The sequence below is a fragment of the Dactylosporangium sp. CS-033363 genome, assembly GCF_050942475.1.
GTDB lineage: Bacteria > Actinomycetota > Actinomycetes > Mycobacteriales > Micromonosporaceae > Dactylosporangium.
In genome coordinates this window covers 1,218,661-1,230,816 of the sequence record NZ_CP192032.1, presented here as the reverse complement: position 1 = coordinate 1,230,816, position 12,156 = coordinate 1,218,661, and the positions used below count along the sequence as shown (strand labels likewise).

The following is a 12,156-nucleotide window of genomic DNA, read 5'->3' as shown; positions in this document are numbered from 1 at the left end:
ATCTGTGGATCGTCCCAGCTGGGCCCCGGCCGACGTCGATCTCGACCGGCCGAGCGTGGCCCGGGTCTACGACTACTACCTCGGCGGATCGCACAACTTCGCCGCCGACCGCGCCTTCGCCGAGCAGGTCCTCAAGGTCATGCCGGCCGTCGCCGGGCTGGCCCGCAGCAACCGGGCCTTCCTGCGCCGCGCGGTGCGGGCGCTCGCCGCGCAGGGCGTGCGGCAGTACCTCGACCTCGGCTCCGGCATCCCGACCGTCGGCAACGTCCACGAGGTGCTCGCCGACGCGGGCGTGACGGACGGGCGGGTCGTCTACGTCGACCACGACCCCGTCGCGGTCGCGCACAGCCGGGCCATCCTGGCCGGCGTGCCGGGCACCGCGGTCGTCGCCGGCGACCTGCGCTCCCCGGCCGAGGTGCTGGCCCAGCCGCAGGTGCAGGGCCTGATCGACTTCACCCAGCCGGTCGCCTTCCTGCTCGTCGCGGTGCTGCACTTCGTCCCGGACGAGCAGCGCCCGGCCGACATCGTGGCCGGCTACGCCGCCGCCGGCGTGCCCGGCAGCCACGTGGTGCTCTCCCACGCCGGGCTCGACCGGCCGCTCACGCCGGCCGAGGAAGAGGCCTGGGAGATGTACCGCCGCTCGCCCACCCCGCTCATCCTGCGCACCAACACGCAGGTCGAGGCGCTCCTCGGGGACCTGACCGCGCTCCCGCCGGGGGTCGTCGCGCCGCACGCGTGGCGCCCGGCCGGCGACGAGGAGCCCCCGCCCGAAGGCAACGCGATCGGCTGCGTGGCCGTCGCACGCAAGGACTAACGCCGCCGATCATGACCGCCATCAGCCCCACGCCGACTTCGTGGGACCGCCCCCATCGCGCCGCCGAACGGATGGCGCGCGCCTGGTCGCTGGCCATCGCCGGGACCAGCTACGTGTCGATGAACGGCCTCGAGGTCCAGGACTTCCTGACCAGCCTCGCGACGCGGATCATCCACGCGCTCACGGCCGAGACCTTCGACCCGACCGACATGCGCGAGGTCGGCTCGACGCTGGTCGCCGCGCACTTCACCGAGCCGACGACGCTGGAGCGCAGCCTCGCGGTGCTCGCCGAGCAGTTCGGCAACGCGCCGGTGAAGCGGGTCGCGCAGATCCAGGGCGCGCTCGCGTCGGGCTACGCGCTCGCGCTGCGCGACCGGGTGCTCGACGAGCAGGAGGAGATCCGCACCGCGGCGCTGTGGGCCCGGGCCCGCGCCGAGGAGGGCCGGCGGGTCAGCGAGGCCCGGTTCCAGGCGATCTTCGCCGGGGCGGCCATCGGCATGAGCGTGAGCACCATCGACGGCCAGGTGATCGAGGTCAACCAGGCGCTGTGCGACATGCTCGGGTACACCGCCGAGGAGCTCCGGGCGATGTCCTTCGACGACTTCGTGCTGCCCGAGGACCCGCCGACCGCCGGCGCGATGTTCGACGAGGTGCTCTCCGGCGGGCGGGACCAGTTCCGCATCGAGAAGCCGTACGTGCACAAGGACGGGCACCGCGTCTGGACCGACCTGGTCGCCTCGATCATCCGCGACGAGGACGGCCGCCCGCGGTGGCTGGTGGCGATGTTCGAGGACATCACCGAGCGGTACCTCCTGCAGGTCCGCCTCCGCCACCAGGCCCTGCACGACCCGCTCACCCAGCTGCCCAACCGCACGCTGTTCTTCGAGCGGCTGGGCGCCCTGCTGGAGGCCGAGGGCGAGGACGACGAGGCCCGCATCGGCGTGTGCTACCTCGACGTCGACGGCTTCAAGGTCATCAACGACACCCTCGGCCACGACGTCGGCGACCAGCTGCTGCAGACCGTGGCCCGCCGGCTGGCCCGCTCGATCAACGGCGAGCACCAGCTCGTGGCCCGGATGGGCGGCGACGAGTTCGTGGTGCTGGTCGAACAGTGCGGCGGCATCGAGGATGTCGTCGCGGTGGCCGAAAAAGCCCTGGATACGGTACGGGCACCGGTCCACGTCGGCGGCCACGAGATCAGCATCTCGGCGAGCATCGGGGTGGTCGAGCAGCCGCTGCGCGGGACGAGCACCGGCGAGCTCATGAAGGCCGCCGACACCACGCTGTACTGGGCCAAGGCCGACGGGCGCAACCGGCTCGCGCTCTTCGACGCCGAGCGGCACACGCGCGAGGTGAAGCGGTACGAGCTGTCGGCCTCGATGCCGGCGGCGCTGGAGCGGCGCGAGTTCTTCGTGGAGTACCAGCCGCTGGTCCGTCTCAGTGACGGGGTGACCATCGGCGTCGAGGCGTTGGTGCGCTGGCGGCACCCCCGCTTCGGGGTGCTGGGGCCGGACGCGTTCATCGGGATGGCCGAGGAGACCGGGCTCATCGTCCCGCTCGGGCGATGGGTCCTGCACGAGGCCTGCCGCCAGGCCGCGGAGTGGCACAAGGCGGTCGGCGACCGGGCGCCGATCATGAGCGTCAACCTGGCCGTGCGCCAGATGCGGGACCGCACGATCGTCCGCGACGTGCGCGCGATCCTGGAGCAGACCGGCCTGCCGCCGGCGGGGCTGCAGCTGGAGCTGACCGAGAGCGCGGTCATGGGCACCGGCGGCGATCCGATCGAGGCGCTCAACGCGCTGGCCGCGCTCGGCCCGCGGATCGCGATCGACGACTTCGGCACCGGGTACTCGAACTTCGCCTACCTGCGCAACCTGCCCGTGCACAGCCTCAAGCTGGCGGGGTCCTTCGTGGCCGGCCTGCGCCCGCCGGAGGGGCCCGACCCGGTCGACCAGGAGATCGTGGCGGCGGTCATCGGCCTGGCCCACACGCTGAAGCTGAGCGTCACGGCGGAGGGTGTCGAGACGGCCGAGCAGGCGACCCGGCTGCGCGACCTGGGCTGCGACACAGCCCAGGGCTGGTACTACGCCAGCTCCGGGCCGGCGAGCGCGATCAAGCTGTAAGCGCGTTTGGAGCCGGCCGGTGCACTCCGGAGCGCACCGGCCGGGGATCAGTTGGCGGCGTACGGATTGACCTCTTCGTGCATGTCGGTCATGAACTGCGACCACATGTCGTTTTCGTGCGGGTCCGCGCCCACCAGGTCGTAGTGCCCGTCCAGGAAGTCGGTGTCCAGCTGCCAGTCCGGCAGGTCGAGGTCCGGTTCGTCCAGGCTCAGCGGCTCGTCGTGCGGCGCGTCGGTCACGCCGTCGAGGTCGCCGTCGGAGCTCAGGTCGTGCTCGTGGTCGTGGCTGTAGGTGTCGTGCCCGTGGTCGTCGCTGAAGCCGGAAACGTGATCGACTCCGCCGTCGTGGTCGACGTGGAGTTCGTGCTCCATGCCCCAGTCGAGGTCAAAGTCGCTCATAACCGCTCCCGGAATCCTTTGGTACCGCTGCTGCGGTACCTCTAGAACGGTAGAGAGCGAGCGGAACGGGCGGCTCCCGGAAACGTGCCACTCACCGCGTGCGGCGGTCCAGCCACCCGTCGCCGTTGAGGTCCTCGTAGCGCGCGTCCATGACCCCGTCGCGGTTGGTGTCCACCTCGGAGGAGTTGATCAGGCCGTCCCGGTCGGTGTCGTGCCCGACGAACTCGGGCCGCCCGTCGCCGTCGCTGTCGACCACGATGTCCACCCCGCCGTCGGCCCGGTTGACGTACGTGTGCTGGTCCCAGCGCCCGTCGCCGTCCCAGTCCACCCGGGTGTGGTAGCCGTCGGTGGGCGCCTGCCCGGGCACCTGCGCGTGCCCCGCCTGCTGCGCCACCCCGGCCAGCCCGCCGCCGACCCCGCCGCCGCCCGTGGGCCCGGCGTGCTGACCGATGTCCGACAGCCCGGCCCCGATCCCGCCGCCGGCCTGGTCCCCCGGCTGATATCCGGCCAGCCCCGCCGCCGCACCCGCCGCACCCCCGTCGGGCTCGTGCGGCGTGCCGCCGGTCGCCCCGCTGTAGGTGCTGGCGTGGTACACCGTGCCCGACGAGTGCGACTCCGAGTAGTGCGTCTCCGAGTGGTACTCCAGGTGCGACGTCCCCACGGAGTGCCGCCCCGCACCGGCGTCCTGCACGGCGTGCCCGATGGTGGACCCGCCGCCCTGGTCGGCCGGCTCGATCGCGGCGTGCCGCCCCCCGGACTGCTGCTCGACCACGTCGTGCATGCGCTGCCCCATGTCGGCGCCGCTCGAGCCCAGCCCGTGCCCGCTGATCCCGCCGCCGTGGTGCAGGACGTCGCCCAGCCCGGAGCCGATCGACGAGAACACGCCGAACATGCTCGCCTTGCTCGTGCGCTGCTCCACGTGGGCCTGCCCGCCCGCCTCGCCGACCTGGGACTGCAGGATGTCCAGCTCGTCGGGGCTCAGCCGATAGCCGGCCAGCGTCCCCGCCGGATCGGCCGCGAGCTGCGCCTTGAACGCCGGGTCGCCGAGCAGGCGCTCCAGCACCTCATCGAAGTCGGACATCGCTTTCCCCCAGTTTTCGTGTACCGCCAAAGCTCAGTCGAGCTCCGGCATCGGTATCGGCTGCGGACGCGGCCGGCAGGTCCCGCACTGCACAGCGTCCTCCACCACGAGCCCCTCGGCCCGCCCGCGGCTTTGCGAACGGTGCACCTCCAGCAGGTAGGGGCCGAACTTCGCGTGGTCCTCACACAGTCCACGACCGCAGAACCGGCACGACCCCCGCGCCGCCTTCGCGCAGAACCAACACAGCACGCTTTCTCCTCATGAGATAACTGGCGGGGAGCACTTCAGAACACCGATCTGCGACCCGGACTTGGAACCGGTCTTGCCGTTGGTGTCGATGGCGGTGACCGTGATGCTGAGGGTGCCGCCCGCGTTGGGCTTGCCCGGGTAGTTGATCGGTCCGATGGTGCCGTAGTAGTTGCCGTCGCGGGACATGGCGCGGGAGCCGGACGCGAACCCGCTCCACGACACCGTGACGCCTCGGATCGGGGCCTCGCCGGCCTGCACCGCGGCGTTGATCGAGAACGTCATCGAGCCGCCGTTGCAGGTCCCGCCGGTCGCCATGGTCTGGTCGATCGAGCCGGTCGACTGGTTGATGGTCACCACGACCGGCGGCCGGTAGGGCGGCGGCGGCGAGGTCGTCGGGCCGGCCGTGGTCGGCGGCGGCCCGGCGGTGGTGCGGGTCGGACCGGCGGTCGTGCGGGTCGGACCGGCGGTCGTGCGGGTCGGGGTCGCGGTCGGAGTCGGGGTGTCCGAGGCCGACGCCGAAGCCGACGGCGACTCGCTCGGCGACGGCAGCTCCGACGGCGTGTCCGAAGCGGACGGCACCACCGTAGGCGTCCCGCCGGGCTTCGGCAGCGCCACCCCGTCCCCGCAGGTCAGATCGGCCGAGGACGACGGCGGCACGACGGTCCCGGACGACGTCACCACCCCGCGGCCCACCTCAGGCGAGCCGGAGGCGGTCAGGGCGAACCGCGCCGACCCCTCATTCGTCACAGGCCCCACGGTGAGACGCAAGGGCTTGAACGCCGTCGTCGTGCTGGTCGTGTCGACGAGCACGCGCCCCGCGTTCAGGGTCAGCGCGGCCGTCGGCTCGATCGGCGTCTGCTGGCCGCTGACCAGCGTGCCCACCCGCACGTCGACGCCGGCGCAGAGGACCGTGGCGCTGCCGCCGCGGAAGGTCAGGGACGCCGTCGACTTGGGGTTCACGCGGACCGAGTCGCTCTGCTGGACGTACACCTTGGCGTTGCGGGTCAGCACGCGATCCGTGCCGTTGACGCGGACCGTGGCCTCGCCGCGGGTCACCGTGACCAGGGCGCTGTCGGTGGGCATCTCGGCCCAGACCGGGCCGGTGAAGAGGTTGGCGCCGGTCAGGAAAACAGCGAGCAGGAGGAGCAGCACGAGCAGCCACCACAGGCGGCGCTCGAGGCGGCGGTCCACGCTGTCGTCGGCGGGGGCGGGCGGGCCGGGCGGGGCGGCCAGCGGCGGGTACCCGATCAGCGGGTGCGCGCCGGCGGTCGGACGGCGGCCGCCCGACGGGGTGGTGTCGGCGGTGCGGCCGAGCAGCAGCGGCAGGCCGGCCACGGCGGGCAGCAGCCAGGCGCGGGCCGGTGTGCGGGCGGTGGCGACCTGGCCGGGCGAGCCGTCGCCGTACGGCCCGATCATCGATCCCCGGTGCAGCTCCACCCCCTCCGGCAGCTGCAGCGAGCCCGACTCGATGACGAGGGCGTCGTTGCCGGTGCGCAGGACGACCGGCTGGCCGGGGCCGAGCTGCATGGGCCGGGCGCGGGTCAGCAGGCCGAGCCGGTCCTCCGGGCCGAGCGCGGACAGGGCCGGCGTCTCGCCGATGAGCTGCTCCAGCTCGGCCCACTCGACCGGCGGCGGGCCGGGCAGCGGGCCGACGGCCGAGGAGACCGTCGAGGACGGGATGGCCAGCAGCGTGGTCCCCGCGGTCATCCAGCCCAGCGCGGCCGGGGCGCCGGTCAGGGCGTTGGCCAGGCCGACGACGCCGCCGCGGCCGACGCGCTCGCGGACGGTACCGGTGGGATCGCCCGGACGGCGCGCCTCCAGGGCACCGTCGACGACGACGTAGACCGACGGCTGGGCGGCGCCGGCGAAGACGAGTTGGTCGCCGGTGCGCGGGTGGACCCAGCGGGCGTCGGCGGCCAGCCGGGCCAGGGCCTCCGGCGGCAGGTTGGACAGCGCCGAGGTGCTCAGCGCGGCGAACCGGCGGGGCTCGTCGCGGCCGAGCTTGCGCTCCCCCAGCCGGTCCCGCAGGCGGCGGCCGCGGCGGCGCAGCCACCCGAAGAACAGGTACACGACCGGCGCGAGCAGCCCCACCACGATCACGGCGAGCAGGGCGCGGGCGAGCCAGCCGGCGTTCCACAGGCCGGTCACGACGCCGGCCACGCGGTCGGTGTACACGCGGTAGACGATGTTGATCGCGATGGCGATCCAGATGACGGCGAGCATGCCGTACAGCGCGACGAGGCGCCCCTCGCGGTCGAGGTCGCCGAAGCGCGGGGGGCGGCGGCGCAGGCGGGCGATCACCCAGGCCAGGCCGCGGGCCCGCAGGTTGGGCACCTCGAGCCAGTCCATGAGCAGGTAGTAGCCGTCGAGGGCCATGAACGGGTTGAGGTTGAACAGCGCGTTGAGGTACCACGCGAAGGCCAGCTTGAACGTCCAGGGCTGCAGCTCCGGGAAGAACACCCCGACGAGCTGGCAGGCGCCGGCGAGCACCAGGCCGGTGGCCGGGCCGGCGATGGTCGTGACGAGCCGCGCGCGGCGGCCGGCCATCCACACGTCGGTGGTGTCGACGAAGACCGAGGGGATCCCGAAGTACACGAGGAAGCCCGCGACCGGCACCCGTCTTCCGGCGTGCTTGGCGCCCAGCGCGTGCCCGAGCTCGTGACAGGCCAGCGCGAGCACGTTGAGGCCGAGCAGGACCAGGGCGCCGGCGAAGTAGGAGTCGTTGGTGAGGAACACCGACTGGTCGGCCCGGAACCAGTTCCACACGAACACGGCCAGGCCGGCCAGCGCGACGAGCCCGCAGAGCGTGGCCATGATCCGGGTGAAGAAGATCCGGCCGCCCGCCTTGTACAGGAAGGTCACGATCGGATCGACGCGCGCGAGCACGACCCGGCGCCCCTGGGCGGTGGCCAGCAGCCCCTTGCCCAGCCGGATCGGCCACGGCCGCCGGTGCACCCGCTGCAGCTTGCTGAACGCGTCGACGGGCAGCTCGTCGAGCATCCGGTTGCCGGCCAGGTCGGCCACGATCCGGGTCACCTGCTCGGGCGCGAGCCGGCCGGAGATGCGCGCGAACTCGGCGACCAGCCGGGCGACGGTCTTGCTGCCGTCCATCTGCTGCGCCAGCCGGTACTCCTCCGGCGTCAACCGCAGATAGCTCGACTCGCCGTGGTCGGGCGAGCGCAGCATGACGTACTCGACGCCGCGCGCGGACGTCAGCGCGACCGCCTCGACGTCGGGGCGCAGCACCGGCCGGGCCCGGGCCGGGTTGAGCCGGTCCGAGACCGCGTGCCACAAGCCGACGTCGGACGGGCCGAGCGGGACCCCCGGGGCGCGCCCCGCGAGCGCCTCCCAGACACTGATGCGCGTCTCGATGACCGACACGGAATCTCCTGTTCGGACACAGTTCCGGGCACGGACTCTAGGCGTGCGGGAGAAGGCGGCAAAGGTTCCGTCCCGAACGTGACAGACCTTCGGCGAAGATGGCACTGTGTACATCCTCGCCATCGACCAGGGCACGACCTCCACCCGTGCGATCGTGTTCGACGCCGACGGCGCCATCGTGGCGCTTGACCAGCGCGAACACCGTCAGAGCTTCCCCCGCCCCGGCTGGGTCGAACACGACCCGGTCGAGATCTGGCACAACGTCCAGGCGGTGTCGACCCGCGCCCTGGACCAGGCCGGGCTCAGCCGCGCCGATGTCGCCGCCATCGGCATCACCAACCAGCGCGAGACCACGATCCTGTGGGACGCCCGCACCGGCGAGCCGGTGCACCCCGCCATCGTCTGGCAGGACACCCGCACCGACGCCCTGATCCGCACGCTCGCCGGGGACGCCGGGCCGGACCGGTTCCGCGAGCGCTGCGGCCTGCCGCTGGCCACCTACTTCGCCGCCCCGAAGGTGGTCTGGCTCCTCGACAACGTCCCGGGCCTGCGGAAACGGGCCGAGGCGGGCGAGATCCGCTTCGGCACCGTGGACACCTGGCTCATCGAGAAGCTGACCGGCCGGCACGTCACCGACGTGACCAACGCCAGCCGGACCATGCTCATGAACCTGACCACGCTGGACTGGGACGAGGAGCTGCTCGCGGCGTTCGGCATCCCGCGGGTCATGCTGCCGGAGATCGGCTCCTCGTCCTACGTGTACGGCGAGGCCAAGACGCTCCTGCACGGCGTGCCGGTCGCCAGCGCGCTCGGGGACCAGCAGGCGGCCCTGTTCGGGCAGGCGTGCTTCGCCCCCGGCGAGGCCAAGTGCACCTACGGCACCGGCTCGTTCCTGCTGCTCAACACCGGCACCCGGCCGGTGGCGAGCGAGCGCGGGCTGGTGACGACGGTCGGGTACCGCATCGGCGACGCCGACCCCGTCTACGCCCTCGAGGGCTCGATCGCCATCACCGGCTCGCTGGTGCAGTGGCTGCGCGACAACATCGGCCTGATCGCCTCCGCCCCGGAGATCAACGACCTGGCCGCGACCGTCTCCGACAACGGCGGCTGCTACATCGTCCCGGCCTTCGCGGGCCTGTTCGCGCCGCACTGGCGCCCGGACGCGCGGGGCGTCATCACCGGGCTCACCGGCTACGTCACCAAGGGCCACCTCGCCCGCGCGGCCCTGGAGGCGACGGCCTGGCAGGTGAAGGACGTCGTGGACGCGATGATGGCCGAATCCGCGGTACCGCTGGAAACCCTCAAGGTCGACGGCGGCATGACCGCGAGCGACCTGCTGATGGGCTTCCAGGCCGATGTGCTGGACGTGCCCGTGGTGCGCCCGACGGTCGCCGAGACCACGGCCCTGGGCGCTGCCTACGCGGCCGGGCTGGCGGTCGGCTTCTGGCCGGACACCGACGCGCTGCGCGAGAAGTGGCACGTCGACAAGCGCTGGGAGCCGTCGATGGCGGCCGAGCAGCGGGACCGCGGCCATGCGCTGTGGCTGCGGGCGGTCGAGCGCTCGTTCGGCTGGGCCGATTGACCGAAGACCAGAAAGAAGCGGCGCACTCCACCAAGTGCGCCGCTTCTTCCTTTCTGGAGGGGAAACCAGCCTGTGGTGCAGCTCTACGCGAGGAGCTGCTGAGCGACGGTCTTGGCGGTGTTGCTGGAGATCGCGAAGCCGACGCCGATGCTGCCGGCCGTCTCGCTCGTCGAGGCGATCGCGGTGTTGATCCCGATCAGCTGGCCCGACAGGTTCACCAGCGCGCCGCCCGAGTTGCCGGGGTTGATCGCGGCGTCGGTCTGGATCGCGCCCGGGATGCTCGCGCCGCCCGAGGTCTGCTGCTGGCCGCGGCTGCCCTGGCCCGACTCGGCGCTCTCGTCGATGGTGCGGTTGAGCGCGCTGACGATGCCGGAGGTCACCGTGGCCTCCAGGCCCAGCGGGCTGCCGATGGCCAGGACCGTGTCGCCGACCTTGACGGAGGAGCTGTCGGCGAAGGCCAGCGGCGTGTAGGTGCCGCCGCCCGTGATCTTGACGACGGCCAGGTCGCTGTCCGGCTCGGTGCCGACGATCTGCGCGGTGCCGGTCTTGCCGTCGGAGAAGGTGATCTGCACCGTGTTGCCGCGGGCGGTCGCGACGACGTGGTTGTTGGTGAGGATGGCGCCGTCAGTGGTGATGATGACGCCGGAGCCGATCGCGGAGCCGGTGTTGATCGACACCACGCTCGGCAGGACCGCGGCGGCCACGTCGGACAGGCTGGACGTGCCCGTCGACGAGGTGCTGGAGTTCTGCGCGCTGATCACGGTGCTCGTCGTGCTCGCCGGGCGCAGCTCCAGGGCGGCCACCCCGCCGCCGAAGGCCGCGGTGATGGAGAGCGCGACCGCGGCGACCACCGCGACGACGCCCTTGCCCAGCCGGCGGCGCTGCAGAGGCGCCGGAACCGCCGTGGCGGGCGTCACATAGGGTGACTGTGGCGGGTACCACTGCGGCGGGTGCTGCATGTGCGGGACGTGCGCCGGCACCGTGTTGGTCGGCATGTGCTGCTGTGCTTCGGAGGCCGGCTGCTGTGCCCATCCCTGCTGTTCGCTCATACATTGAGCTTGGCCGGGATTGCTTACTGACCCCCGGGAGCGACCTGGGAAGCGACTGTGAGCGGCAGGCGAACCTGGAAGGTGGCCCCACCACCCGGAGTGACGAAGACCGAGACCGTTCCCTGGTGTACGGCGACGAGCGCGGCCACGATCGCCAGCCCCAGCCCGCTGCCGCTGTGCGAGCCGCCGGCCTGCTGGCGGGTGCGCGCCTTGTCGACGCGGTAGAAGCGCTCGAACACCCGGGCCGCCTGCTCGTCGGTCAGGCCCGGCCCGTGGTCCACGATCTCGATCAGCGCGTCGCCGCCGTCGCGGCGCAGCGCGAGCTCGACCGGCGACCCGGGCGGGGTGTGGGTCAGCGCGTTCGTCATGAGGTTGCCGACCACCTGGCGCAGGCGGGCCTCGTCCCCGTTGACCTCGACCGGCTCGTCGACCTCGAAATCCAGCTTGATCTCGCGGTCCGGGGCGACGGCGGAGGCGGCCGCGACCGCGTCCCCGGCGATCACGCGCAGGTCCATGTCGGCCAGGCTGAGCGGGCGCTCCTCGTCCAGGCGGGCCAGCAGCAGGAGGTCCTCGACCAGGAGCCCCATCCGGGCCGCCTCGTCCTCGATGCGCCGCAGCAGGCCCTCGGTCTGCTCGGGCTCGCGGGCGGCGCCCTGGCGGTACAGCTCGGCGAAGCCCCGGATCGTGGTCAGCGGCGTGCGCAGCTCGTGGGAGGCGTCGGCGATGAACTGCCGCATGCGCTCCTCGGAGGCCGCGCGGACGCGGAAGGCGCCCTCGATCTGGCCGAGCATCGTGTTCAGCGCGCCGGCGAGATGGCCCATCTCCGTCTCGGGCGGGCTCTCGGGCACGCGTTTCGTCAGGTCGCCGGCGGCGATCGCGGCCGCGGTGCGCTCGATCTCGCGCAGGGGCTGCAGGCTGGTCCGCACGATCGTGACCCCGACCGCGGCGATGACCACGAGCACGCCCGCGCCGATGAACAGCTCGGCCGCGACCAGCTCGTCGACCGCGTTGTCGATCATCGAGAGGTTCTCGGCGACGCCGAGGACGTTCACGCCGTACGAGTTGCCGGCCCGCTGGATGATCAGGACCCGCCAGCGCTCGTGGGTCTTCTCGGCGGTCACCGTGTAGGGCTCGCCGAGGTGATCGACCAGGTCTTCGCTGGACGTCGGCAGCGGCGGCCGGTCGGCCTTGTCGGGCCCGCCGGCGGTGGCCAGGCCGAGGTCGTCGTTGGCGTCCCGGGCGAGCCAGAAGAAGAAGTAGTTGCTCTGCACGACCGGCGTCTCGGTGCCGGGGCGGAGCCGGTTGAGGTCCACCGCACCGGCCAGCTGGCGCAGCTGGCCGTCGACCTTGTCGATCATGGAGCTGCGCATCACCAGGGCGCTCGCGACGCCGATGACCAGCAGGGCCATGGTGACGAGGGTCAGGACGGCCGCGACGAGCTTGACCCGCAGCGGCACGTCCGCGATGAAGCGCACCGGC

Annotated in this window: 8 protein-coding genes; 3 read left to right on the top strand and 5 right to left on the bottom strand. The window is 72.6% G+C overall.

What is annotated here, in order from left to right:
* Positions 1-4 precede the first annotated feature (4 nt).
* Together ACQPZ4_RS05645 and ACQPZ4_RS05640 are read left to right on the top strand one after the other, a co-directional pair.
* Complete coding sequence (locus ACQPZ4_RS05645) at positions 5-814, top strand: SAM-dependent methyltransferase (protein ID WP_433056815.1); 810 nt, start codon at positions 5-7, stop codon at positions 812-814.
* A gap of 11 nt (positions 815-825) precedes the next feature.
* Positions 826-2,937, top strand: a complete 2,112-nt coding sequence (locus tag ACQPZ4_RS05640) for a putative bifunctional diguanylate cyclase/phosphodiesterase (protein ID WP_433056813.1) — start codon at positions 826-828, stop codon at positions 2,935-2,937.
* Positions 2,938-2,984: 47 nt separating this feature from the next.
* On the opposite strand, the gene ACQPZ4_RS05635 is transcribed toward ACQPZ4_RS05640, so the two are convergent.
* From ACQPZ4_RS05635 to ACQPZ4_RS05625, 3 genes are all read right to left on the bottom strand, one after another.
* Complete coding sequence (locus ACQPZ4_RS05635; RefSeq protein ID WP_433056811.1) at positions 2,985-3,335, bottom strand: hypothetical protein; 351 nt, start codon at positions 3,333-3,335, stop codon at positions 2,985-2,987.
* A 91-nt stretch (positions 3,336-3,426) separates the two neighbouring features.
* Complete coding sequence (locus ACQPZ4_RS05630; protein ID WP_433056809.1) at positions 3,427-4,416, bottom strand: hypothetical protein; 990 nt, start codon at positions 4,414-4,416, stop codon at positions 3,427-3,429.
* Positions 4,417-4,674: 258 nt separating this feature from the next.
* On the bottom strand, positions 4,675-8,046 hold the full coding sequence (locus ACQPZ4_RS05625; RefSeq protein WP_433056807.1) for a metalloprotease: 3,372 nt from the start codon (positions 8,044-8,046) through the stop codon (positions 4,675-4,677).
* 106 nt (positions 8,047-8,152) lie between these two features.
* On the opposite strand from ACQPZ4_RS05625, the gene glpK reads away from it, so the two are divergent.
* Positions 8,153-9,628, top strand: coding sequence for a glycerol kinase GlpK (gene glpK, locus ACQPZ4_RS05620; protein WP_433056805.1), 1,476 nt, complete (start codon positions 8,153-8,155; stop codon positions 9,626-9,628).
* An 83-nt stretch (positions 9,629-9,711) separates the two neighbouring features.
* Here glpK and ACQPZ4_RS05615 read toward each other — a convergent pair whose 3' ends face one another.
* Both ACQPZ4_RS05615 and ACQPZ4_RS05610 read right to left on the bottom strand, forming a co-directional pair.
* Positions 9,712-10,677 (bottom strand): S1C family serine protease, encoded by a 966-nt coding sequence (locus tag ACQPZ4_RS05615; protein ID WP_433056803.1) that lies wholly within the window; start codon positions 10,675-10,677, stop codon positions 9,712-9,714.
* Positions 10,678-10,700: 23 nt separating this feature from the next.
* Positions 10,701-12,152: a sensor histidine kinase gene (locus ACQPZ4_RS05610; RefSeq protein WP_433056801.1), complete on the bottom strand. Its 1,452-nt coding sequence runs from the start codon at positions 12,150-12,152 to the stop codon at positions 10,701-10,703.
* Between the last annotated feature and the right edge of the window lie 4 nt (positions 12,153-12,156).

Bases quoted from the DNA above. Each gene is read 5' to 3' on its own strand.
- ACQPZ4_RS05640 (WP_433056813.1), top strand. From the start codon at position 826: ATGACCGCCATCAGCCCCACGCCGACTTCGTGGGACCGCCCCCATCGC.
- ACQPZ4_RS05635 (WP_433056811.1), bottom strand. From the start codon at position 3,335: ATGAGCGACTTTGACCTCGACTGGGGCATGGAGCACGAACTCCACGTC.
- ACQPZ4_RS05630 (WP_433056809.1), bottom strand. From the start codon at position 4,416: ATGTCCGACTTCGATGAGGTGCTGGAGCGCCTGCTCGGCGACCCGGCG.
- ACQPZ4_RS05615 (WP_433056803.1), bottom strand. From the start codon at position 10,677: ATGAGCGAACAGCAGGGATGGGCACAGCAGCCGGCCTCCGAAGCACAG.